Below are 23,305 nucleotides of genomic sequence, written 5' to 3'. Positions count from 1 at the left end.
ATGTTCGACAACGTTCTGATCGTCTGCCACGCCAACGTGTGCCGTTCGCCCGCTGCCGAAATGCTGTTCAAGGCGCAGCACGCGCGCACCGCGGCGGTGGCCCGCAATCGCGCCGCCGCTGCGGCGCCACGGACGATCAGGTTCCACTCGGCCGGCATCCGTGCTGTGAACGGCTACGGCATGGACCCGGTGATGCAGCGTCTGCTGACCGAGCGCGGCATCACGCCGGACCGGCATCAGGCGCGGCGGCTGAACCGGCAGATCGTGCGCGATGCCGACCTCGTGCTGGTCACCGAACGCAGTCAGGTGCAGGCCGTCGAGGCGCTCGAGCCGACTTCACGCGGCAAGGTTTATCCACTGGGCCAGTGGGACGGCCAGGACGTGGCTGACCCCTATGGCGGCGCGGAAACCGCGTATCGCGAGAGTTTCGCGCTCATCGAACACCTGGTCATGGGATGGCTGGACAAACTATGCTGAAACGAAAAAAACTTGCTGCGCGATGGCCTGCGCTTTTACCAAAGCTTGTGCCAAAGCTTGTGCCAAAGTTTCTGCCAGTGCTGTTGACCACGCTGTTGACGGCATGCGCAATCGCACCCGGCTACAACCTCGACACGTCCTCGCTCAAAGAGGACGCGCCGGGCAAGCCGGCGCAAAGCTACGCGGTGCACCCGATCGACGCCGATCTGATCCTCCAGCAGGCGCAACAGGCGGCGGCCCAGCAGCCTGCGCTCCCGCCCGGCAAATTCAGCGATCCGTCGCAGTACCTTTATCGTGTCGCGCCGCAGGACATTCTCGGCATCACCGTGTGGGATCACCCGGAGCTGACCACGCCGAACGGCAGCACGCTCTCCACCGGCGACAACACCACGCAGACGCTGGCCGGCGCCGTGCAGCAGCCGTACACCACGGCGTTGCCTGGGCAAGCCGATCCGTATGGCCAGACCGTCGCGCCCGACGGCACGATCTATTTCCCGTTCGTCGGTCACATTCGCGTGGCGGGCCGCACCGTCGGCGATGTGCGTAACGAACTCGCCGCGCGCCTTCTGCCGTATATCCGCAATCCGCAGGTGGACGTGCGGGTGCTGTCGTTCCGCAGCCAGAAGGTGCAGGTAACCGGCGAAGTGAAATCGCCGGGGCCGCTCGCCATCAGCGACGTGCCGCTGACGCTGCTCGACGCAATCACGCGCTCGGGCGGCAGCACGGAGATTGCCGATATCCAGCGCGTGCGCCTCACGCGCAACAACAAGCTGTACGTGCTCGATGCCGACAGTCTGCTCGACCGTGGCGACACCACGCAAAACGTGCTCTTGCAGGCCGGCGACATCGTCAACGTGCCGGACCGCGTGGACAGCCGCGTGTTCATTCTCGGCGAAGTCAAAACGCCGCAGACGCTTTCGATGCTGCGCGGCCGTCTGACCATTGCCGACGCGCTGACGCAGGCCACGGGTCTGCTCGACACCGACGCCAATCCGCGCCAGATCTACGTGATGCGCGGCTTCAAGGACAGCCCCGACCACCCTTACAAGCCCGAGGTGTACCGCCTCGATCTGACGCAGCCCGACTCGATCATGTTGTCCTCGCGCTTCCAGTTGCAACCGCTGGACGTGGTCTATGTCGGCACCTCGGCGTCGACCACCTTCAACCGGGTCGTCCAGCAAGTGCTGCCGTCGCTGGAATCGCTGTTCTATCTGAAGGAACTCACGCGCTAGGCGCCTGATCCGCCAACGGCAGTGCGTCGCACGACACATGCGGCGCACTGCCCGAGGCGACCCAACCGGGATCGAATTGTGAGCACACACATGACTCCACACATGGCCATACCGGCCAGGACCGAAGAAGAGGACGTCGTCCTCGGTCAACTGCTACAGGTGATTCTCGACGACATCTGGTGGCTCATCGCCATCGCGCTGACAATCGTCGTGATGGCCGGGCTCTACTGCTATATCGCCAAGCCGGTGTATTCGGCGGATGCGTATGTGCGCGTCGAGCCGTCCGACAACACCTCGCAGGCGCTCACGCAAACGCAGACGGGCGCGATGATTTCGAGCGGCCAGACGTCGCTGCCCACGGATGCGGAAATTGCCATCATCCAGAGCCGCGGCGTAGTCGGACCGGTGGTCCAGCAGCTCAAGCTGAATTTCAGCGTGGAGCCGAAGACGATTCCGCTGCTCGGCAGCATCGCCGCGCGGCTCGCCACACCGGGCGTGCCGTCGCATCCGTGGCTCGGTCTCACGAGCTATGCATGGGGCGGCGAAGTGGCGGACATCGACTCCGTCGAAGTCGTGCCCGCGCTCGAAGGTCAGAAAATGCGCCTCACCGTGCTCTCTGGCACGGAGTACGAACTGCGCGCGGCAAACGGCGCGCTGCTGTTGCGCGGCCAGGTCGGACAGACCGCGCAGGGCGGCGGCGTGACGATGCTCGTCAAGCAGTTGATCGCACGACCGGGCACGCAGTTCACCGTAATGCGCGCCAATGAGCTGGACGCGATCACCGCATTCCAGTCCGGCATCAAGGTGGAAGAGCAGGGCAAGCAGACCGGCGTGATCCAGATCTCGCTGGAAGACAAGGACCCGGCGCACGCGGCGCAGGTCGCCAATGCGCTCGCCGAGTCGTACCTGCAGGAGCACACGGCGGCCAAGCAGTCGGACGCCAACCGCATGCTCGATTTCCTGAAGAGTGAAGAGCCGCGTCTGAAGTCCGATCTCGAACGCGCCGAAGCCGCGCTCACCGAGTATCAGCGGCAGTCCGGTTCGATCGACGCGAGCGACGAAGCGAAGGTCTATCTGGAAGGCAGCATCCAGTACGAGCAGCAGATTTCCGCGCAACGCCTGCAGATCGCTTCGCTCGAAGAGCGCTATGGCGACGAGCACCCGCTCATCAAGGCGGCGCGCGAACAGATGACCGAACTGCAAACCCAGCGCGACAAATACAGCGACCGCTTCCGCAATCTGCCCGCCACGGAAGTGAAGGCCGTGCAGTTGCAGCGCGACGCGAAGGTTGCCGAAGACATCTACGTACTCCTGTTGAACCGCATTCAGGAGTTGTCGGTGCAGCGCGCGGGAACGGGCGGCAACGTGCACATGGTCGATCTGGCCATGCGGCCGGGCACGCCGGTCAAGCCGAAGAAAATGCTGATCCTCTCGGCGGCCGTGATTCTCGGGTTGATTGCGGGCACCGGTTTCGTGTTCCTGCGCCGCAATCTGTTCAAGGGTATCGATGATCCGGAGCGCGTCGAGCGCATGTTCCATCTGCCGATCTTCGGTCTGGTGCCGCTTTCTACTGAGCAGGCCGTGCTCGAGCATTCGTTCGAACGCGGCGGCAACCGTCTGCGTTCGGTGCTGGCCGACGCGCGGCCCAAGGACGTCTGCATCGAAAGCCTGCGCAGTCTGCGCACCGCCATGCAGTTCACGATGATGGACGCGCGCAATCGTATCGTCATGTTGACGGGGCCGATGCCCGGCGTCGGCAAGAGCTTTCTGACGGTCAACCTCGCGGTGCTGCTCGCGCATTCCGGCAAGCGCGTGCTGATGATCGACGGCGACATGCGGCGCGGCGCACTCGAGCGCTACGTGGGCGGCGCGGCGGTCAACGGACTGTCCGAATTGTTGAGCGGACAGATTTCGCTGGAAGAGGCGATCCGTCCCACCAGCATCGACGGGCTCAGCTTCATCTCGTGCGGCCAGCGTCCGCCCAATCCGTCGGAACTGCTGATGTCGCCACGGCTGCATCAATACCTCGACGGTCTCGCCAAACGCTACGACGTGATCCTGATCGACACGCCGCCGGTGCTGGCCGTGACCGATGCCTCGATCATCGGCGCCTGCGCAGCCTCGACCTTCTTCGTGATGCGTTCGGGTCAGCACAACGAAGCGGAAATCGCCGATTCGCTGAAGCGCTTGCAGGCGGCCGGCGTCCACGTGCAGGGCGGCATCTTCAATGCGATGCCGCAGCGTGCGCGCGGCGGCTACGACCGTGGCTACGCCGCCGTGCAGGAATACCTGAGCGCCTGAGTTTGACTGCATGAGTTCGAGTTCACGAGTGCCGAGCCAACCGGGTCCGTGCATGCGCCACGCAGCGCGCACGGACCGCTAATTGAGGAGACTGAGCGATGAAAGTGACCGTACTGGTTCCTACCTTCCGCCGCCCCGACGATCTGGCGCGCTGCCTGACCGCGCTGCAACGGCAGACGCGCGCGCCGGACGAAGTGGTGGTGGTGGCCCGTCCCGACGATGCAGCCACGCATCTGTGCCTGCGTGATCCGACGGTGCGCGGCAACCTGCGCCTCGCGGTGGCGCGCGTCGATGCGCCGGGCCAGGTGGCCGCGCTCAACCGCGGTCTCGATGCGGCGACTGGCGACGTGATCGCCATCACCGACGACGACGCCGCGCCGCACGCGGACTGGGTCGAGCGGATCGCCGCGGCATTTTCGGGCGACCCACGGCTGGGCGCGCTCGGCGGACGCGACTGGGTGCATCAGAAAGGCCGCGTGCTGAATGGCGAGCGGCCGCTGGTGGGCAAGCTCACGCCGTCGGGCAAGATCATCGGCAATCACCATCTTGGCGTGGGCGAAGCGCGCGAAGTGGACCTGCTCAAGGGCGCCAACATGAGCTACCGGCGCGAGGCGATCCGCACGATCCGCTTCGACGCGCGTCTGCGTGGCGCGGGCGCCCAGGTGCATAACGACATGGCCTTCAGCATGAGCGTGAAAAACGCCGGCTGGAAGCTGGTCTATGACCCGCACGTGGCGGTGGACCATTTCCCCGCCGAACGCTTCGACGACGACCGCCGCGACGCGCAGACCCTCACCGCCGTGCGCAATGCCGCCTACAACCTGCATCTGATCCTGCGCGACCACCTGCCGCCGCTGCGCCGCGAGGCCGCGTGGTGGTGGTACACGCTGGTCGGCACGCGCGTGTATCCGGGCATGGCGCACGTGGTGCTGGCGCTGCTGACGCGCCAGGCGGGCGCGAAGCTGCCGCGCTGGCGCGCGGTGCGCACGGGCGCGCATGAAGCGCGAAGGGCGCTGTCCTGAGCCGTCGTTACGAACCCCATGCTCCGCATCGACGCATCTTCTAACTGGTAGACGGGAGTGCCTGAGTGACTACGAACGTCCACGTTCATCTGTTTTACGGCGCCGATCCGCGCTTTTATCGCAAGGGCGACGAGATTGGCTGCCTGTATGGCTACCATCACGCCGAGTCGGAGCAGTTCGCCTTGACCTATTCGCAGGACGCCCGCGAAAGCGCGCCGGTGCGGCTCGTGCGCCGCGCGCTGAAAGCGGCGCTCGGCTTCGACCTGATTCACACCGTGCGCAATCGCGCGGAGATTCTGCGCTCGGACGTGATCTGGACGCATACGGAGCAGGAGTATCTGTCCGTGGCGCTGCTGCTGTTGCTGAACGGCCGCGCCAGCGCACCCCCGTTGTTGCTGGCGCAAAGCGTGTGGCTGCTCGACAAATGGCAAAGCTATGGCTTGCTGCGCCGCTGGGTGTATCGCAAGCTGATTGCGCGCGCCGACGTGCTGACGACGCTCGCCAGCGAAAACGCCCAGTTGTGCGAACAGTATTTTGGCCGCAAGGCGACTCACGTGTATTACGGTCTGAACACCGGCGATTTTCCGCCGCAACGCCCGCACGCCTGGCAGGCGCATGGTCCGGTGCGGATTGCGGCGATTGGCAACGATCGCGACCGTGACTGGGACACGCTCATCAAGGCGTTTGGCAACGACGCGCGCTACAGCGTGCGGATCGCCACGCGCCGCCGCATTCCCGCGAAGCTGCGCGCCGCGAATGTCGAGATCGCCCCCGCAGCGGGCCTGAAAAAAGCCCGCGAACTCTACGACTGGGCCGATCTCGTGCTGGTGCCGCTGCGGCCGAACTCGCACGCCTCCGGCATTACGGTGATGCTCGAAGCGGCCGCGCTCGGCAAGCCGATGGTGGTCACCGATGTGGGCGGCCTCGACGATTACTTCTCGCATCGTGCCGCGTCCTATGTGCCGCCGTTCAATGCACCGGCATTGCGCGACGCTGTGGACAAGCTGGTCGCCGCGCCCGACGCTGCGCTAGCCCAGGCGCAGGTGGCGAGCGAAGAACTGCTGTCGCGCGATCTGACCACCCGCCAGTTCGCCATGCAGCACGTGCGGATCACCGAAGACCTGTTGCGCCGTCGCGCGTCACCACGCGGACGCCGCGCCGACGATGCGCTGGCTGCACGCGCGCCGCGCCAGTCGCGCGGAGGGCTGTAACGGATGAGCTCGATCATGCGCGCCGCTACACCGGGGGCACCAGGGGCAGCAGGCGCAAAAGGGGCGCGCGGCGCTGTGAGCGATGCCGCGCGCCGCCTCGCCAGCGATCCGATGGAATGGGCGCCGCCTGCCATGCTGTGGTTGCTGACCGCGCTGCTGGTGCTCGCACACCAGGGCACCGTCTTGACGCTGGCGTTTCCGGTGCTCGCCATCATGACCGGCCTGTGGCTGTATTTCCGCAGTCCGGCGCGCTATGTCGGCTTCATGTGGTGGCTGTGGTTTCTGAGCCCGGAAGTGCGGCGTCTCGCGGACTGGTCCAAAGGCGCGTTCACGCCCACCAGTCTCATCCAGGTCGCGCCGCTGGCGGTCACGATGATCAGCGGTCTCTCGCTGGTGCGGCACTATCCGGTGCTCGCGCAACGGCGTGGCCTGCCGGTGCTGCTGATCCTCGCGGGACTCGCCTACGGTTACATGGTGGGCATTGCGTCGAGCGGGCCGCTCGCCGCCACGTATGACCTCGCCAACTGGCTCTATCCGATCCTGATCGGCTTTCACATCATGGCGAACACGCGCAATTACCCGGCGTATCGCGAGACCATCATCAACACCTTCATCTGGGGGATGCTGGTGATGGGCGGCTACGGCGTGGTGCAATTCGCCATCATGCCGGCGTGGGACGCGCTGTGGATGCTCGGCTCGCAGATGAACTCGCAGGGCGATCCGGTGCCGATGGGCGTGCGCGTCTTCAGCACGATGAACTCGTCCGGCCCGTTCGCATTCGCGATGATGGGCGCGATGGTCTACGTGATGGCCGCGAATCATCGGGTGCGCTGGGTCGCCGCCGCGCTCGGCTTTCTCTCTTTCGGACTGAGCCTCGTGCGCTCGACGTGGGGCGGCTGGGTCGTCGCGCTGCTGATCCAGCTGGTCAAATCGAACAACAAGGTGCGGCTGCGCATTATCGGCAGCGCGGTGTTGCTGGCCGGCTTGTGCGTACCCTTGCTCGCGGTGGGACCGGTGGCCGAGCGTATGCAGACGCGCCTGAACAGCATCGTCAATCTCAAGGACGATCAAAGCTATGCGGCCCGCAATGCGTTCTACGCGAGCTTCGCGCAGAAGGCCTTCACCGACGTGTCCGGCGAAGGCATGGGCGCGACGGGCACCTCCACGAAGCTCTCGAACGACGGCGGCCAGTTGGGCCAATACGGCAACTTCGACAGTGGTGTGATGAACATTCCGTTCGTGCTCGGCTGGCCCGGCACGCTGCTGTATCTGTCCGGCATTGGCTGGCTGCTGGTGCGCGCGCTGCTGGCCTCGTTCAAGCTGCGCAACGACAAGTTCGTGTCGGCGTCCATTAGCCTCGGGCTCGCCATCGTCACGATGCTGGTGTTCACCAATTCGCTGGTAGGCACTGGCGGACTGCTGCTTTTCATGAGTCTTTTTTCGATCCTCTCCGCGGCGCACTGGCAAAAGCTGAATCGCGCGCGTGAGTTCATTCTGCACGGAGGCACCTGATTGAGAGTCGCGATTGTCACGCACGTCGTGCGCCATAACGACGGCCAGGGACGCGTCAACCACGAGATTGCGCGTGCCGCCCTCGACGAAGGCATCGCGGTGACGCTGGTCGCGTCACACGTGGCGCCCGAACTGCTGGCGCATCCCAACGTACGCTGGGTGCCGATGAAAATCGGCCGCTGGTGGCCGACCAATCTGTTGCGTCAGCAGGTGTTCGCGTTGAAGAGCGCGCTGTGGTTGCGCCGCAATCGCCACGCCTACGACGTGCTGCATGTGAACGGCTTCATCAGCTGGGTACCCGCCGATGTGAACACCGCGCACTTCGTGCATAGCGGCTGGTTCGGCAGCCGCTACTACCCGTTCGGTCTGACCAAGGGCGTGTGGTCGGCCTATCAGTTCGTCTACACGCGGGCGAACGCGTGGCTCGAACGCTGGGCCTACCGGCGCTCGCGGGTGATCACCGCGGTCTCGCAGAAGGTGGCCGATGAAATCCGCGCCATCGGTCTCACGCCGCGCAATCGTGTCGACGTGATCTACAACGGCGTCGATACGCAGGGCTTCGCCGCCGCCACCGGCGATCGCAGCCGCTTCAAGCTGCCGGCCGATGCATTCCTGCTGCTGTTCGTGGGCGATCTGCGCACGCCGCGCAAGAACCTGGGCACGGTGCTCAAGGCGCTGTGCCAGTTGCCCGAGCACGTGCATATCGCTGTGGCGGGTTATCTGCCGGGCAGTCCGTATCCGGAGGAAGCACGTGCTCTCGGGATCGAGTCGCGCGTGCATTTTCTCGGGCTCGTCAAGGAGATGCCGGTGCTGATGCACTCCGTCGATGCCTTCGTGTTTCCGTCGCGCTACGAGGCGATGAGCCTCTCGCTGCTCGAAGCGATGGCGGCCGGCTTGCCGGTCGTCACGGCAAAGACAGCGGGCGGCGCCGAGATCATCACGCCGGAGTGCGGCATCGTGCTCGACGATCCGGACGATCCCACCGCGCTGGCCGCAGCCGTCGCCCGGCTCGCCGGTGCCGACGATGCACGCCGCGCGATGGGCGTGGCGGCCAACGAACTGGCCACGCGTTTCGGCTGGGCACGCATGGCCGCGCAATACATTGCGCTGTACCGGCAGCTTGCGGGACACAAGGAAGACCGGCGACGCGTGGATGCACCGGCGGGCGCCGAATCGCTCCGGCCGAACGCGCTGGCGGGCGGCAAGGGTCTCGAATATCAGGGACGCGATCTGATGCAGCAGCCGCGCCGCAGTCAAAACCGGATGCAGAAGCTCGCGTATTCCTACGCAGATTTCTACACGAACGCTCACGCCATTAACCACGCCATTAACAACGCCACTACAGGGACACGACCATGACCTCGGCCGCTATCAAATCGTTGCAAATCGGCATGCACTGGTTTCCGGAACGGGCCGGTGGCCTCGACCGCATGTACTACTCGCTGGTGGGCGCGCTGCCGGGTGCGGGCGTCGCGGTGCGCGGCGTGGTGGCGGGCTCGCCGCGCGTGGCCCAGGACACCGGCGGAGCGATCCAGGGCTTTGGCTCGGCAGCGCAATCGTTGCCGCTGCGTTTGATGGCCGCGCGCCGCGCGCTGCGTCGCGAGATTGGCAGCGAGCGGCCTGATGTGATCTCGTCGCACTTCGCGCTCTATACGTTCCCGGGTCTGGATGTGACGCGCGGCATTCCGCAGGTTTCGCATTTTCAGGGACCGTGGGCCGACGAAAGTCACGTGGAAGGCGCGGATTCGCTCGGGCAGCGCGCCAAGCGTTATCTGGAGCAGGCGGTGTATGCGCGCTCATCGCGCTTGATCGTGTTGTCCGACGCATTCGGCAAGATTCTCACGGCGCGCTACGGCATCTCGCCGGAGCGGATTCGCGTGGTGCCGGGTTGCGTGAACGTGGAGCAATTCAATCTGCCGATCACACCCGCCGAAGCACGTCTTAAGCTGCAACTGCCGCAAGGTCGACCGATCGTGCTGGCGGTGCGGCGGCTCGTGCGCCGCATGGGGCTGGAGGACCTGATCGACGCGGTGAAGCTGCTCAAGCGCCGTGTGCCCGATGTGCTGCTGTTGATTGCGGGCAAGGGACGGCTGGAGGGCGAGTTGCAGACGCGCATCAACGAAGCGGGTCTCCAGGACAACGTGAAGCTGCTGGGCTTCGTGCCCGATCAGCACCTGGCCGCACTGTATCGCGCCGCGACGATCAGCGTGGTGCCGACCGTGGCTCTGGAGGGCTTCGGTTTGATCACCGTGGAATCGCTGGCCTCGGGCACGCCGGTGCTCGTCACGCCGGTGGGTGGTTTGCCCGAAGCGGTGGCGGGGCTGTCGTCGGATCTGGTGTTGCCGGCCACCGGCGCAGCGGCGATAGCGGACGGGCTCGGCGCCGCGCTCAGCGGCAAGCTGAAACTGCCCGACGCCGACGCCTGCTATGCCTATGCGCGCGATCACTTCGACAATGCGGTGATCGCGAGGCGGGTTGCACGTGTCTATGAAGAGGCGATTGCGGCGGGCAGTCTGCATTGAAGCCGTGGGCGGTGGTGTGAACAACACAGCGGACAACACTCACGACACCGCGGACGACACCGCGGACGCCGCCACTGACGACACCGCGGACGGGTCACATGGCCCGTCCGACGATCAGCGGGTCCACCGGCCCAATCACGTTCAACTCGCGGTTCGCGTACGGCAGTTTGTGCAGGATGTAACGCAGGGCGTTCAGGCGTGCGCGCTTCTTGCAATCGGAGCGGATCACGGTCCAGGGGGCGTCCGCCGTGTCGGTGTGCGCGAACATGGCTTCCTTGGCTTGCGTGTACTCGTCCCACTTGTCCAGTGAGGCGAGATCCACCGGGCTTAGCTTCCACTGCTTGAGCGGATGAACCTCGCGTTCCTTGAAGCGGCGGCGTTGCTCTTCACGGCTTACCGAGAACCAGAACTTGATGATATGCGTGCCGCTGCGCGCCAGATGCCGCTCGAACTCGGGCACCTGCTGCATGAAGGCGTCGTATTCGTGCGGCGTGCAGAAGTTCATCACGCGCTCGACGCCGGCCCGGTTGTACCAGGAACGGTCGAACAGTACGATTTCACCGGCCGTGGGCAAATGCTGCACATAGCGCTGAAAGTACCATTGGCCGCGTTCCGAGTCGCTGGGCTTTTCCAGCGCCACGACACGCGCGCCGCGCGGATTCAGATGCTCCATGAAACGCTTGATGGTGCCCCCCTTGCCGGCGGCGTCGCGCCCTTCGAACAGGATCACGACGCGTTGGCCGGTCTCGCGCACCCACGCCTGCAGCTTCAATAGTTCGACTTGCAGCCGGTATTTCTGCTTTTCATAGGCACGGCGCGACATCAGATTGCGGTAGGGATAGCCGCCTTCGCGCAGCGCGGGTGACAGTTCGTCATCCGGGTGACGGCTGCTGCCGGCGTGCCACGTGGCCGGATTGCCTTCGAACAGCAGTGTGCGCAAGGCGCTGGTTTCGTCCGGCGAGAGGCCGCCCATCAAGGCACGCACGGTGTCGATGAGCGCCGCGGGTTGCTGGGTGCCCTGGCTCGCCAGAGCGTCTTGCATGCTGTTGGCGATCAACTCGTTGGCGGCCTGAACGGCGTGACCGGTTTCCTTGCGCTCGGCGGCGAGCGGCGAATGGCCGCTCATGACGTCGCCTTGTGCAGCGCGGCGCACCGGTGCGTTGGCGGCGTCGCGCTCGTGCAGTGAGGCGTGCGGGGCGGCGTGCTGCGCTTCGTTGCGCGGTTCGTGTGACGACGCGTGCTGTGGTGCGTGTGGGCGTGATTGTTCTCGTGATACCAAAGGGGAGACTCCGTATGAAAGATGAGCGAACGAAAAGCCGACGGTAAGTGGACGAAGCGCGAACGAAGCGAACGAAGCGCGCGAACGTGTCTCGCCCTCAGGCAACCGCGTCCGCTGCGTCCGCCGAATCGGACCCTGCCGCTGCAGCCTTACGCAACACCGCGTAAAGCTGATCTTTCAACTTGAGTTTTTCCCGTTTGAGGGTGTCGATGGCGCTGCTGTTGGTCGGCGTGACGCCGGTTTCCATATTGTGGATCTGATGGTCGAGTTCGTTGTGGCGCTCGAACAGGCGGGAGAAGTGGGCGTCTTGAGTCTTGAGGCGGGAGATCAGGTCACGATACTCGGGAAACATTCTGGCGCTCCTTGTGAGGCGAAGGCTAACGCCTTCTGGAGTCGTTATTTTTGCACTGCCAGGTATCGAGCCGCTTGACGCGCATCAGGGCGATGCGGATTTAAGTGGCTACCATCAAAGTCACGCACACGCATTGCACGCAGGGAACGAGCACAACGAGCACAACGAAAACAACGAGAAACAGCGCACACAACCAACCCATCAAAAGGCGCGCGGCGGGCCGCCCCACATGACCACCGCCGCGCGCCTTAACGATTAGCCTAAAACGTCTCGCGATCCTGATTGCGCGCAATATCCGCGGCGACCATCATCTGGCACAACTGTTCGAGGGTGGTCTGCGGCTGCCAGCCGAGCTTCTCGCGCGCTTTATCCGCGCAACCGATCAGCAGGTCCACTTCCGCCGGGCGATAGAACTTCGGATTCACGCGCACCAGCGTCTTTCCGGTAGCCACGTTGATGCCGATTTCGCGCTCTTCCTTGCCCGACCATTCCAGCTGATAACCGGCCGCCCGAAACGCCATACGCACGAAATCGCGGACCGTTTCGGTGCGGTTGGTGGCGAGCACATAGGTATCCGGTTCACGCGCCTGCAGCATGCGCCACATGCCTTCCACGTATTCCAGCGCAAAGCCCCAGTCGCGCTTCGCGTCCAGATTGCCGAGTTCCAGCGCATCCTGCTTGCCGAGTTTGATCTTGGCGACCGTATCGGTGATCTTGCGCGTGACGAACTCACGGCCACGCAACGGCGATTCGTGATTGAACAGAATCCCGCTGCTGGCAAAGAGTCCGTACGACTCGCGATAGTTGATGGTCGTCCAGTGCGCGAACAGTTTGGCCACGCCATACGGGCTGCGCGGATAGAAGGGCGTGTCCTCGCGCTGCGGCACCGCCTGCACCTTGCCGAACATCTCCGAAGTCGATGCCTGGTAGTAGCGCGTTTTGGGGCTCAGAATGCGGATGCCTTCGAGCAGGTTCAAGGCGCCAATGCCGGTCACTTCGGCCGTCGTCACCGGCTGGTCGAACGACACGCCCACGAAACTCTGTGCGGCGAGGTTGTACAGTTCGTCGGCCTCGACGCCTGCCAGCAGACGCAGCGTCGAACCGAAGTCGGTCAGATCGTGCTCCACGAGGCGCAGATTCGGATGGCCCGTAATGCCCAGTTCGTCCATGCGCCAGAAATTGACGGAGCTGGTGCGCCGATACGTGCCAGTCACCTGATAGCCCTTGTCGAGCAACAGTTTCGCCAGATATGCACCGTCCTGGCCGGACACGCCGGTGATGATCGCTTTGCGTTGAGTGCTCATAGGTTGCCTTGGGTCAAGGTAAGGGAGGGGGAGAAAAAGTCTGGGTGGTCTGCGCGGTATGTGCCGTATGTGCCGTATGCGCGATATGTGCGGCACCAGCACGCGGCGCGGCCGGGTGCGGCCGGCGTGACGCCGTGCCATGAATCAGGCGCTTTTCGAACACGAACCACGTGACGCTGGCATAGACCAGCGTGAGCGCCAGCGCGCAGGCGGCGCTGGCATAGCGGTTCATAGGCAGCGGCACCAGCGTCCACAGCGCGTAGAGGATGCTCAGATGAACCAGATAGACGGTGTAGCTGATCGTGCCGATATACACGAGCACCGGATGCGACAGCAGCCGCTTGACGATGCCCTTGCTTTGCAACGCAATGACGACGATGGACGTGCAGAGCACCAGCGAGACGCTATACAGCGCGGCATTCGAAAGCGGCGTATTTTCAGCGCGAAAACGCGGATAGTGCAGATGCAGCCACGCCAGCACGGCGAGCGCCACGATGCAGCCGAGCATGGCCAGCGGCCGGAACGGCTGCAAGGCCTCTGGATCGCGCCGCACGGCCACCGCCAGCAAGGCGCCGGCCGCCAGCAGGTCCATGCGGAACGGCGTCAGGTAATAGATCGGCCAGTAGGTCGCGAACCACGGCGTCGCCACGGCGCGCAGCACGGGCACGAGAACGATCGAGGCGGCGGCCACCCAGCCGAGCACGCGTTCGGGCAGCAGCAGGATCACGAACGGCCAGACAATGTAGAACTGCTCTTCCACCGCGAGCGACCACAGCACATTCAGGCTCTCGTGTCCGCTCTGACCAAGTGCATCGCCAATGTTGGTCGCGAAGAACGCGTACCACTCCCAATGCTTCGCCCAGCCAAAGCCGAACAGCACGGACGACACCGCCATCAGCAGCAGATACGGCGGCAGGATGCGGCGCGCACGACGCGCGTAGAAGTAACTGAAATACGATTGCTCGCGCGCTTTACGTTCGAGCAGGATGCCGGTAATCAGAAAGCCGCTCAGCACGAAAAACAGATCGACGCCCATCCATAACGGCGCACCCAATGCGTGTTGCGCGAACACCGCCAGCACGGCGATCGCCCGCAGACCGTCGAGCTGCACGATGCGGCGGGAAGGAGAAGGCGGGGCAGGCAGTACACGTGCAGTCATGAACCATCCACGGTGAGCAACGGGTGGGCCGTCAAACGAAGGCGTGTGCGGCATGGGCATGCCATCGACGCGGGTTCGCTCGCGCTGGATACGGCGGCGCTACGAACGCGCAATGGCGATGACGGTTCATTCTAGGGAAAAGAAATCGGCGAAAAACGCGAATGAAATGAACAAATACAACAGCGCGGCGCGACGTGTCGAAAAGAAATTCGGGCTTAATTCAGGCGTAATCCGGAGGCATTGGCTACAAGAAAGCCGTGGATTTTCTGCGCTTTATTTGCGGAATATTTTTGAATTATTTTCGATTTTCGTCAGGGCCAATTTCCCGCTTAATGTGCGGGCGGTGAATGCGAAGCGGCGTGCGCGCGGTCAGGCGATGCGCCGGCTGCCCGATCTCCCGCTGCATGACCCCGTCCCTGTGCCATTGCGGCCACCTCATCGACTTTCGCCTGTGCATGCGCGCCACGCGATGCGGCTGGCCCTGACTGGAGGAACACCTTGGTGCGTCCCATCTTCGCGACCTGGATGGTTGCGCTTGCCTGCCTCGCCGCGAGCGCCGCTTCGGCCGAAACGGCGCTGAATGCGCAGACGGCCTGGATCGGCAATACCTTTGGCTATGGCGACGGTAGCTGGACGCAGATCAATATCACGGCAATTGCCGTCACACCCGACGGCAAGGTCTACACCAACGCGCCGTGGGACGAAAGCGGCGCGGAAGCCAGCACGTATCAGAACGGCAAGATGCTGGGCTTTGCGGGCGGCACGCATGGCTGGGGCACAGCGGGCGGCAATGCGATCGCCTTGAACCATCGTTATGTATATCTGGCCGTCTCCGTGGGTAACGAAAAGGGCCGCCTCGTCGGGCAGGGCATCTGGCCGGAAAAAGGCCAGCAGTGGTTCGGCATTTCGCGGCGGCAGATAAGCAATCCCAAACTGGGTGCGCTGTTTCAGCCGCCTGCGGGGATCGCCAATGCGTCGGTACATGGCGCAACAGACCCGCATGCGCAACTCGCTGCCGCCTTCCTGATGATGAACGAAGTGCCCACCGGCACGCACGCCGACATCAACGGACTCGCGGCGAGCGACACTACGCTCTACGCCGCGAACACCACGCAGAACCGTATCGAGGTGTTCGACGCGGAATCCATGCAGAGAAAGACTACCTGGAGTGTGCACGAACCGGGCAAGCTGGCGCTCGCCACGGACGGCACGCTGTGGGTGCTCACCGGCACGCAAAGCGATAAAACGCCTCACGTGGCCCATTATTCGGCGAGCGGTCAGTTGCTCGGCGACACGCTGCCGCTGCCCGACGATGCGGTGCCGGTCGACATCGCGCTCGATACGCAAGGCCGCGTGCTGGTCGCGGATAACGGTCCGCGTCAGCAGGTGTTGTTTTTCTCGAAGCGCAATGGCGCCTATGTCGCTGACGGCACGCTGGGCGAGCGTGGCGGCATTTTCTCGGGCGTGGCCGGCCAGCCTGGCCCGCGCCGCTTCAACGGGTTGACCGGCGTGGGCGTGGATGCACGCGGCAACGTCTACGTGGCGGGCAACGGCATCGGTCCACGTTACGCACCCATCGGCGCGGGTCTTGGCGCCACGCTCGAAAGCTACGCGCCCGATGGCAAGCAGAACTGGCAGGTGCAAGGGCTGTTGTTCGTCGACGGCGCGTGGATCGATCCGGCGCGGCCTGACAGCGTCTATACCGGCAACAAGCGCTTCGAACTGGACCTGACGAAACCCGCCGGGCAGGACTGGAAATACGCGGGCTTTCTGTCGAACCGCTTCAAGTACCCAGACGACCCCGTCTTTCACACGGACCAGTGGCCCGGCTTGCCGATGGCGCGTCAGTTGAAGGGACACACCTTCCTTTACCTGACCGACATGTATTCCGATCACCTGAAGATCTACCGCTTCGATGCCGCGCACGACGGCGAGACCGCGATTCCATCAGGCCTGATCGCCGGGCGTGAGCGTCCTGTCGCGCAGGTGCCAAACGCGCCGCCGGGCGGCGACTGGATCTGGCGCGACGTGCACGGCGACGGCCGCTTCGATAGCGACGGCTTCACGCTGAACACCAGCGGCACGAAGCTCGCGGGCGGCTGGGGCTGGTGGGTGGATACGGCCGGCGACATCTGGCACACGAGCGACACCAAAGGCATCCGCCGCCTGCATTTTGGCGGCCTCGATGCGCACGGCAATCCGCTTTACGCCTATACGGACATGACTTCCTACGCGATGCCGCAGCCGTTCAGCGAACTGCGCCGCGCCATCTATGTACCCGACACCGACACGCTATACGTGAGCGGCTATACGACTGACGCACCACCCGTGAGCGGCTTCTGGAAAGAGGTAGGGCGGGTGCTGGTGCGCTACGACCACTGGTCGAGCGGCAAGCCGGTTGCGCGCTACACGCTCGCGCTGCCGTGGGACCCCGAGGCCAAACCCGTGCAGACGACGATTGGCATGACCGTCGAAGGACAGTACGTGTTTACGGTCGAAGCGGTCGGCGCCGTGCATGTGTACGACAAGGACAGCGGCAAGGAAGTGGGCGTGATCCGGGCCGGTCCCGAAGTGGGTCAGGCGTCGGGCTGGGTGGACGTGCCCAACGGCATCAGCGCGTATCGGCGCAGCAACGGCGAGTACCTGGTATTCGTCGAAGAGGACGCGCGCGGCAAGGTAATGATGTACCGCTGGAAGCCGGCTTGAGGAAGCGCTGCGGCACGACGTGCGGCATTGCACGGCGTTGCATGCACGGTGACGAAACACCGCATACAGGTCTGCGTGCGTAGTGATGCGAATTATTTTTCTGTCGATTTTTGAGCGGCGAAACGCATTTTTTACGTGCTTTACTCGAAGCGCAATCCTGGGCACGGCCGGTCGCATGACGACACATTGCAACGTGCTGCAACGCTTGCGGCAAGCCACGCCCCTCTGACTCAAAAGGCATCCGATGGACAAAAGCATACTCAGGAACGTAGCGATCAACTTCTTTGGGCTCGTACTGCCCACCTTCGTTTCGCTCGTCACCGTGCCATCGTATATCCGCTTGCTGGGTGTCGAACGTTACGGCGTGATTGCGCTCGTCTGGACCTTGATCGGCTATTTCTCGATTCTCGATCTCGGCATGAGCATGGCCGCACAGAATCATATTTCGAAGGCACTCGCCTCGAACGATGCGGACGAAAGCGCACGCGTTTTCTGGAGCGCCACCTGGCTCAATCTGGTGACGGGTGTGGTGGGTGGCCTGATCATTTATTTTGGCGCGTTTCTTTACACCGCGTACTTCACGCGTGTGACACCGGCCTTGCAGCACGAGGTCTACATGGCGCTGCCGTGGCTCGCCATTGCAATTCCCATTGCCAACGTCTCGTGGGTATTCGCCGGGGCGATCAACGGCGCTGAACGCTTCGGCATCTATAACACCAACCAGACCATCGGCACCTTCATTTTCCAGTTGTTGCCGCTCGGCGCGGCCTGGCTGATGGGACCGAGCCTGCAAAACGTGCTGGCCGCCGCCGTGGTGGCGCGGCTGATCGCGGCGGCCATGCTCGGCTGGTCGTCGTTCAAGGTGCTGGGCATTCGCAAGGTGTTGCCACCGCAACTGGGGGTGGCGAAAGGGCTCTTCAACTTCGGCGGCTGGATGCTGGTGGCCAGCGTCACGACGATGGTGGCCGATTCGCTCGACAAGGTCTTTCTCGGCACGGGTCTTGGCGCGCGCTTCGTGACGTTCTATACGGTGCCGCAAAACCTCGTCACGCGTCTGAACATCGTGCCGACCGCGCTGGTGCGCACGCTGTTTCCGCGCCTGTCCGCCGTGGGACGCGAGCACGCGGACCTGATCACGCAGCAGTCCCTCGAGTTTCTGAATGCCGCCTTCACGCCGGTGACGCTCGGCGCGATGTTCGTGCTCGGGCCGTTCCTGCATCTGTGGGTGGGCGACGAGATCGCCACCGTTGCGGCACCGGTGGGTCGCATGCTGATCATCTCGGTATGGCTCGTCGGGCAGGCCAACGTCACGCGCATCATGATCCAGTCGCAGGTCAATCCCGCAGTTGCGGCGCGGGTGGGCGTGTTCGAACTGCCGCTCTTTGCCGCTGCGTTGTGGTTCGGCATCGGTCACTTCGGGCTGACGGGTGCTGCCGTGGCCGTCGCGGGCCGCGCCTTGTTCGACTACGGCGTGCTGCTGCGCTTCTCGTCTATCCGCGCCCGGCCCATCGCGCTCGACATGCTCGCGCATCTGGTGTTTCTGCTGGCGAGTCTGTGGCTCGCCGCACTCGTACCCACACTTTCGCTGGCCGTCGCCGCAGGTTCGCTGGTGGCGGCTCTCAATCTCGCGTGGTCGATCACGACCACGCCCGCTTTGCGCGATCTTGCGCGTTCGCTGCTGCTGCGACTGAATCCGAGGAAGAGCGCATGAACCAGGAAGTCATGGACGAAGCCGTGCTGGTGCCGGCTCAGCGCAGCGCGCTGGATCAATTGCCCGCTGCGCTGGTTACGCCACCGGCACGCGAAACCCCACCGCGCCGCGTGCCGCCCGCAGGCAAGCAGGTGCGGGTGGCAATCGTGCACGACTGGCTCGTCACCTACGCGGGTGCCGAGCGCGTGCTGGAACAGATCGTCGCGTGCTTTCCGGATGCCGATCTGTTTAGCGTGGTCGACTTTCTGGAGGACCGCAGCTTTCTGCGCGGCAAACCGGTGACCACCTCGTTTATCCAGAAGCTGCCGAAGGCGCGCACGAAATACCGCGCCTATCTGCCGTTGATGCCGATCGCGATCGAACAGCTAGACGTCTCGGCCTACGACGTAGTCATTTCGAGCAGTCACGCGGTGGCCAAAGGCGTGCTGACCGGGCCTGACCAGGTGCACATCAGCTACGTGCATTCGCCGATCCGCTATGCGTGGGATTTGCAGCATCAGTATCTTCAGCAGTCGAAGCTCACCAGCGGGCCGAAGTCGGCGCTCGCGCGGATGATTTTGCATTACATGCGCAACTGGGATATCCGCACCTCGAACTCCGTGGACACCTTCGTGGCCAATTCGGAGTTCATCGCGCGGCGTATCCGCAAGGTCTATCAGCGCGAGGCGCAGGTCATTTTCCCGCCGGTCGATGTCGACGCGTTCGCGTTGCACGAGCAAAAGGACGACTTCTATCTGACGGCGTCGCGCATGGTGCCGTACAAGAAGATCGATCTGATCGTGGAAGCGTTCGCGCGCATGCCGCAGCGGCGTCTCGTCGTGATCGGAGATGGACCGGATATGCAGAAGATCCGCGCCAAGGCGTCGGCGAATGTGCAGATCATGGGTTATCAGCCGTTCAAGGTGCTGCAGGATCATATGCAGCGCGCGAAGGCCTTCGTGTTCGCGGCCGAGGAGGACTTCGGCATTTCGGTGGTGGAGGCGCAGGCTTGCGGCACGCCCGTGATTGCGTATGGCAAGGGCGGGGCGTTGGAGACTGTGCGCGATTTGTCGGACCCACGGCCCACTGGCATGTTTTTCGATGAACAACGCGCCGAGTCGATCATCGCCGCCGTTGAAGCGTTCGACTCGCATGCCGGCAGCTTCGCCGCCAAAGATTGCCGCGCGAATGCCGAACGTTTTTCCACCGCGCGTTTTCGCGAGCGTTTCTTTGCCCATGTACGCGCCGCTGTGCCGGCGATGCAGGGCGCGATGTTGCCTGCGTTCGAACCGTATGTGGCAGAAGCGGTGGCAGGAGCGGTGGCAGACGCGTTGCCTCAGACCTTACGTCAACCTGCTGAGAAGTCTGCCGCCTCACACGCGCCCCGCATTCTGGCGCTCGACCAAAGCGGCGTACTTGGCGGCGCGGAATTATCGTTGCTGGAGATCGTGAAGGCGTTGCGCTCGCGCATCGAAGTCGTGCTGTTCGACGACGGCCCGTTTCGTACCGCGCTCGACACGGCTGGCGTGAACGTGCGCGTGCTGGATTCCGGCGCGTTGCGCGAAGTGCGCAAGCAGGGCGGCACGCCGCCGCTTGGGCAGGCGCTCAAGGGCGTGGCGGCGCTGGTGCGCGCCACGGTCGCGCGTGCACGTACGGCTGATGTGCTGTACGCCAACACGCAGCGCGCGATGGTGATTGGCGCCATCGCCGGGCGGCTCGCGCGGCGGCCCGTGGTGTGGCATCTGCGCGATATCGTCAGCGCGGAGCATTTCGGCGCGAAGCAGTTGCAGATCATCAAATGGTGCGCGCGGCTCGGTCTCGCGCATGTGATCGCGAATTCCGCCGCGTCCGCCAAGGCATTTTCCGAGTTGACCGGTTTCGACGCGAAACGGATCGACGTGGTGTTCAACGGCATCCCTTCGGATGCCTTCGACGCCCTGCGTCACGTCCCGCAAGCCACCTTGCGCGCGCGCCTGAATCTGCCGCAGGACGCGTTTCTCGCGGGCTCGTTTAGCCGCCTCGCGCGCTGGAAGGGGCAACACGTGCTGCTCGAAGCGATGGTGCTCAACCCGCATATGCATGCCGTGCTGGTGGGCGCGCCGCTTTTCGGCGAGGACGCTTACGAGGTCGAGTTGCGCGCCTTCGTGGCGAAGCACGGACTCGGTGACCGCGTGCATTTCCTCGGTTTTCAGCACGATATCGCGGCCTGCATGTGCGCAGTGGATGCCGTGGTGCACACGTCCATTACACCGGAGCCGTTTGGCCGGGTGATCGTGGAAGGGATGCTGGCGCAGCGGCCGGTGGTGGCGTCGCGCGCGGGTGGCGTGCTGGAGATCATCGACGATCACGAGAACGGCCTGCTGTGCACGCCGGGTGATGCGCATACACTCGCCGATACGCTGGCCGAACTGCGCTCGAACGGCGAACTACGCGAGCGGCTGGTGAACAACGGCTATCGCACGGCGTTGAATCGCTTTGGCGCCGCCAATTACGTGGATGGCGTGGCGCGTATCCTGAACGGCGTGGTGGCGGGGTAATCCTTTCCCGAGCAAGCCTCGCGGCAACAGGCAAAAAGGCCGCGGTGATGTCCCTTACAGGACGGCACCGCGGCCTTTAACTTTTGTGCTGACGGGTTGATGCGTCGTTCACGTCAAACAGCCGCTGTGTAAAACAAAGACGCGAGGGACCCGTTTCTGTTGTTGACGTGCCGTCCTCGCACCGCGGCCATGCGTTGTTGCGTGTCAGCCGTTTAGAGAAGCGACGCGCCGGTTCTTGGGCTTCAAACTCGCGGACCATTGCATGGCCGGCAATTCGACCAGCCGATAGAACAGATACGCCACCGGGATCGCGACCAGCATGAAACCGAACGACGGCCAGATCGACATCTGCAAGGCCGAGCGATACAGCAGCGACGACAGCAGCACGAAGATAGGCAAGTGGATCAGATACAGCGAAAAGCTGAAGTCGCCAAAGCGCGACAATCCGGCGGAAAGCCACGAAGCCGCCGTGCGACGCTCGAGCGCCTTGTACAGATAGAACGCAAAACCCAGTGCCCACAATTGAAACGCACCGTACTGACCGAAGTGAAAGGCCACGCAGCCCGCCGCAACGAGACCCGCTGCGACCGCGTACCACCACACGGAGGCGGGCCGTGCCGCTTGCTTCGAAACGGCCGCACGCGCCTTGGCGTCCGCGATCCACGCACCGAGGGTCCACGAAAACCAGTACGAAGTGAAGAACTGGATGTCGTGACGTTCGAGCGCGTAGGCCGAGACGAGATTGACGAGCCCCACGATGGCGAGCACCCAGTTCATGCCGATGCGCCGCCGCAAGGCAAACAGCAATGGATAGATCACATAGAACTGCACTTCGAGCGACAGCGTCCAGAGCGCGCCATTCGAGCCGTAGGTCTTGCCCGCCACGCCTTGCAGCGAAAACAGGTTGACAAGGAACGCGTGCAGCCCAATCTCACGCACCTTGTGATTGACCGGCGGCAGATGCAGGCTGGCCCAGTCGAGCGCGAAGGTCAGCAGCAACGCCGCGAGCAGCACCGGATAGATGCGCGCAAAACGCCGCGCCCAGAAATTGGTGTTGTCGAGCCGGTACGCCGGGTCGCTCGCGAGCTTGAATGCCGCGCCGCGATGAATGCAGTAGCCGCTGATGACGAAAAAAATCGGCACGCCAGCCGAGCCCCATGCGATCGGGAAGGTCAGATACGCCGCGATGGCGTTCAGACTGAGCGCATGACCGACGCTTGCGTGGAAGCTCTGCATGCCCACCCACACGACCTGGCGGCAATGAAAATACGCGACGAGCAGCGCGGCGAACCCGCGCATGGCGTCGATGACGTGTTCCTTGCCGGCGGCGTCCGCGCGTGTTTCGACCCGCTCCGTGCGCGCTGTGCGCTGCGGGTGCGTGTGAAACGGCAGGGAGGCGCGGCTCGGATCGAAGGCGGGGTCGCTCATACGCGGTCCTTTCCATACAGGTGAGGGGCTGGTGACGCGGCGTGACGCAACATGCGTTGCCTGAATGCCTCGAAGAACGCATGTGCAGCCGCACGGCCATCCTAGTGCAGTGCGAGCGTAAATAATTGAATAAAAATTCTCCGCCTGTTGCCCCGGTGGTATGAGATTTATTGCGCATTTTTATCAATGCGTTTGTGATTCATGCGACGAATTATTTACCGTTTTTTTCATGGTAGTTTGATGCTCTGATTCTTCTGACCCGAGGTGGAGTCATGAACCTGCATCTGCTCGCCGGCATTGCCGTGCTCCTGATTCTGGTGGCCGCGTCGGCCTACCGTGAGGCGTTGCGCAACGAGCCCATTGGCCGTGTGCGGATCAATCCCGCCAGAATGCCGCCTGCCGATGAGGGCGAGGAGGAGGCGATTTAATTCCGAATGAATCAGCCAGAACCAGAGAGATTTTTTTAAAAGTCTGCGTTTAATTTTTATCGAAGGCTAGATCAGCTTTCAGGAACATCTGTAGCGGACCCGTTCGCCGTCCGCGAGGCGAATTACACCTGTTCAACAACCGATG

At 63.7% G+C, this 23,305-nt stretch carries 17 protein-coding genes; 12 read left to right on the top strand and 5 right to left on the bottom strand.

The features are described from left to right. From D0B32_RS09150 to D0B32_RS09115, 8 genes are all read left to right on the top strand, one after another. Entirely contained in the window at positions 1–477 is a 477-nt protein-coding gene (locus D0B32_RS09150) for a low molecular weight protein-tyrosine-phosphatase (RefSeq protein ID WP_117333648.1), read from the top strand. Then, positions 471–1,709: a polysaccharide biosynthesis/export family protein gene (locus D0B32_RS09145; protein ID WP_117333647.1), complete on the top strand. Its 1,239-nt coding sequence runs from the start codon at positions 471–473 to the stop codon at positions 1,707–1,709. The genes D0B32_RS09150 and D0B32_RS09145 overlap by 7 nt, the downstream gene beginning before the upstream one ends. A gap of 102 nt (positions 1,710–1,811) precedes the next feature. Then, positions 1,812–4,010, top strand: coding sequence for a polysaccharide biosynthesis tyrosine autokinase (locus D0B32_RS09140; protein WP_117333646.1), 2,199 nt, complete (start codon positions 1,812–1,814; stop codon positions 4,008–4,010). Positions 4,011–4,108: 98 nt separating this feature from the next. Beyond that, positions 4,109–5,032 (top strand): glycosyltransferase family 2 protein, encoded by a 924-nt coding sequence (locus tag D0B32_RS09135; RefSeq protein WP_117333645.1) that lies wholly within the window; start codon positions 4,109–4,111, stop codon positions 5,030–5,032. 65 nt (positions 5,033–5,097) lie between these two features. Beyond that, entirely contained in the window at positions 5,098–6,243 is a 1,146-nt protein-coding gene (locus tag D0B32_RS09130) for a glycosyltransferase family 4 protein (RefSeq protein ID WP_117333644.1), read from the top strand. A 3-nt stretch (positions 6,244–6,246) separates the two neighbouring features. After that, positions 6,247–7,755, top strand: coding sequence for a glucose-6-phosphate isomerase (locus D0B32_RS09125; RefSeq protein WP_117333643.1), 1,509 nt, complete (start codon positions 6,247–6,249; stop codon positions 7,753–7,755). After that, on the top strand, positions 7,756–9,114 hold the full coding sequence (locus tag D0B32_RS09120; RefSeq protein ID WP_117333642.1) for a glycosyltransferase family 4 protein: 1,359 nt from the start codon (positions 7,756–7,758) through the stop codon (positions 9,112–9,114). Continuing rightward, complete coding sequence (locus D0B32_RS09115) at positions 9,111–10,277, top strand: glycosyltransferase family 4 protein (RefSeq protein WP_117333641.1); 1,167 nt, start codon at positions 9,111–9,113, stop codon at positions 10,275–10,277. The genes D0B32_RS09120 and D0B32_RS09115 overlap by 4 nt, the downstream gene beginning before the upstream one ends. A 94-nt stretch (positions 10,278–10,371) precedes the next feature. Here the strand turns inward: D0B32_RS09115 and ppk2 are convergent, their stop codons facing one another. The 4 genes from ppk2 to D0B32_RS09095 form a co-directional block, all read right to left on the bottom strand. Then, the gene (gene ppk2 / locus D0B32_RS09110; RefSeq protein ID WP_117334145.1) at positions 10,372–11,403 is read right to left on the bottom strand and encodes a polyphosphate kinase 2; all 1,032 of its coding nucleotides are present in this window, start codon (positions 11,401–11,403) and stop codon (positions 10,372–10,374) included. 250 nt (positions 11,404–11,653) lie between these two features. After that, positions 11,654–11,908, bottom strand: coding sequence for a YdcH family protein (locus tag D0B32_RS09105; RefSeq protein ID WP_117333640.1), 255 nt, complete (start codon positions 11,906–11,908; stop codon positions 11,654–11,656). 260 nt (positions 11,909–12,168) lie between these two features. After that, complete coding sequence (gmd, locus tag D0B32_RS09100; protein ID WP_117333639.1) at positions 12,169–13,212, bottom strand: GDP-mannose 4,6-dehydratase; 1,044 nt, start codon at positions 13,210–13,212, stop codon at positions 12,169–12,171. Positions 13,213–13,225: 13 nt separating this feature from the next. Further along, the gene (locus tag D0B32_RS09095) at positions 13,226–14,371 is read right to left on the bottom strand and encodes an acyltransferase (protein WP_117333638.1); all 1,146 of its coding nucleotides are present in this window, start codon (positions 14,369–14,371) and stop codon (positions 13,226–13,228) included. 498 nt (positions 14,372–14,869) lie between these two features. On the opposite strand from D0B32_RS09095, the gene D0B32_RS09090 reads away from it, so the two are divergent. The 3 genes from D0B32_RS09090 (at position 14,870) to D0B32_RS09080 (ending at position 21,304) form a co-directional block, all read left to right on the top strand. After that, positions 14,870–17,077, top strand: a complete 2,208-nt coding sequence (locus tag D0B32_RS09090; RefSeq protein WP_404935539.1) for a hypothetical protein — start codon at positions 14,870–14,872, stop codon at positions 17,075–17,077. 244 nt (positions 17,078–17,321) lie between these two features. Next, entirely contained in the window at positions 17,322–18,788 is a 1,467-nt protein-coding gene (locus D0B32_RS09085; RefSeq protein WP_117333637.1) for an oligosaccharide flippase family protein, read from the top strand. Continuing rightward, positions 18,785–21,304, top strand: a complete 2,520-nt coding sequence (locus tag D0B32_RS09080) for a glycosyltransferase family 4 protein (RefSeq protein ID WP_117333636.1) — start codon at positions 18,785–18,787, stop codon at positions 21,302–21,304. Before D0B32_RS09085 ends, D0B32_RS09080 begins: the two co-directional genes overlap by 4 nt. A gap of 204 nt (positions 21,305–21,508) precedes the next feature. Here D0B32_RS09080 and D0B32_RS09075 read toward each other — a convergent pair whose 3' ends face one another. Further along, positions 21,509–22,732 carry an acyltransferase gene (locus D0B32_RS09075; RefSeq protein WP_117333635.1) on the bottom strand — a complete coding sequence of 408 codons (1,224 nt, stop codon included), beginning with the start codon at positions 22,730–22,732 and terminating at the stop codon, positions 21,509–21,511. A 272-nt stretch (positions 22,733–23,004) separates the two neighbouring features. Here D0B32_RS09075 and D0B32_RS32495 point away from each other — a divergent pair, with 272 nt between their 5' ends. Further along, complete coding sequence (locus D0B32_RS32495) at positions 23,005–23,160, top strand: hypothetical protein (RefSeq protein ID WP_181969769.1); 156 nt, start codon at positions 23,005–23,007, stop codon at positions 23,158–23,160. Positions 23,161–23,305 lie beyond the last annotated feature (145 nt).

The sequence above is a fragment of the Paraburkholderia sp. DHOC27 genome, assembly GCF_003429005.1.
GTDB lineage: Bacteria > Pseudomonadota > Gammaproteobacteria > Burkholderiales > Burkholderiaceae > Paraburkholderia.
This window is presented reverse-complemented; position numbering and strand designations above follow the sequence as displayed.

Excerpts from the sequence above, each read along its gene's own strand:
- ppk2 (WP_117334145.1), bottom strand. The coding sequence starts at position 11,403 with ATGAGCGGCCATTCGCCGCTCGCCGCCGAGCGCAAGGAAACCGGTCAC.
- D0B32_RS09115 (WP_117333641.1), top strand. The coding sequence starts at position 9,111 with ATGACCTCGGCCGCTATCAAATCGTTGCAAATCGGCATGCACTGGTTT.
- D0B32_RS09135 (WP_117333645.1), top strand. The coding sequence starts at position 4,109 with ATGAAAGTGACCGTACTGGTTCCTACCTTCCGCCGCCCCGACGATCTG.
- D0B32_RS09085 (WP_117333637.1), top strand. The coding sequence starts at position 17,322 with ATGGACAAAAGCATACTCAGGAACGTAGCGATCAACTTCTTTGGGCTC.
- D0B32_RS09145 (WP_117333647.1), top strand. The coding sequence starts at position 471 with ATGCTGAAACGAAAAAAACTTGCTGCGCGATGGCCTGCGCTTTTACCA.
- D0B32_RS09105 (WP_117333640.1), bottom strand. The coding sequence starts at position 11,908 with ATGTTTCCCGAGTATCGTGACCTGATCTCCCGCCTCAAGACTCAAGAC.
- D0B32_RS09150 (WP_117333648.1), top strand. The coding sequence starts at position 1 with ATGTTCGACAACGTTCTGATCGTCTGCCACGCCAACGTGTGCCGTTCG.
- D0B32_RS09075 (WP_117333635.1), bottom strand. The coding sequence starts at position 22,732 with ATGAGCGACCCCGCCTTCGATCCGAGCCGCGCCTCCCTGCCGTTTCAC.
- D0B32_RS32495 (WP_181969769.1), top strand. The coding sequence starts at position 23,005 with ATGAACCTGCATCTGCTCGCCGGCATTGCCGTGCTCCTGATTCTGGTG.
- D0B32_RS09080 (WP_117333636.1), top strand. The coding sequence starts at position 18,785 with ATGAACCAGGAAGTCATGGACGAAGCCGTGCTGGTGCCGGCTCAGCGC.
- D0B32_RS09140 (WP_117333646.1), top strand. The coding sequence starts at position 1,812 with ATGGCCATACCGGCCAGGACCGAAGAAGAGGACGTCGTCCTCGGTCAA.
- gmd (WP_117333639.1), bottom strand. The coding sequence starts at position 13,212 with ATGAGCACTCAACGCAAAGCGATCATCACCGGCGTGTCCGGCCAGGAC.
- D0B32_RS09125 (WP_117333643.1), top strand. The coding sequence starts at position 6,247 with ATGAGCTCGATCATGCGCGCCGCTACACCGGGGGCACCAGGGGCAGCA.
- D0B32_RS09095 (WP_117333638.1), bottom strand. The coding sequence starts at position 14,371 with ATGACTGCACGTGTACTGCCTGCCCCGCCTTCTCCTTCCCGCCGCATC.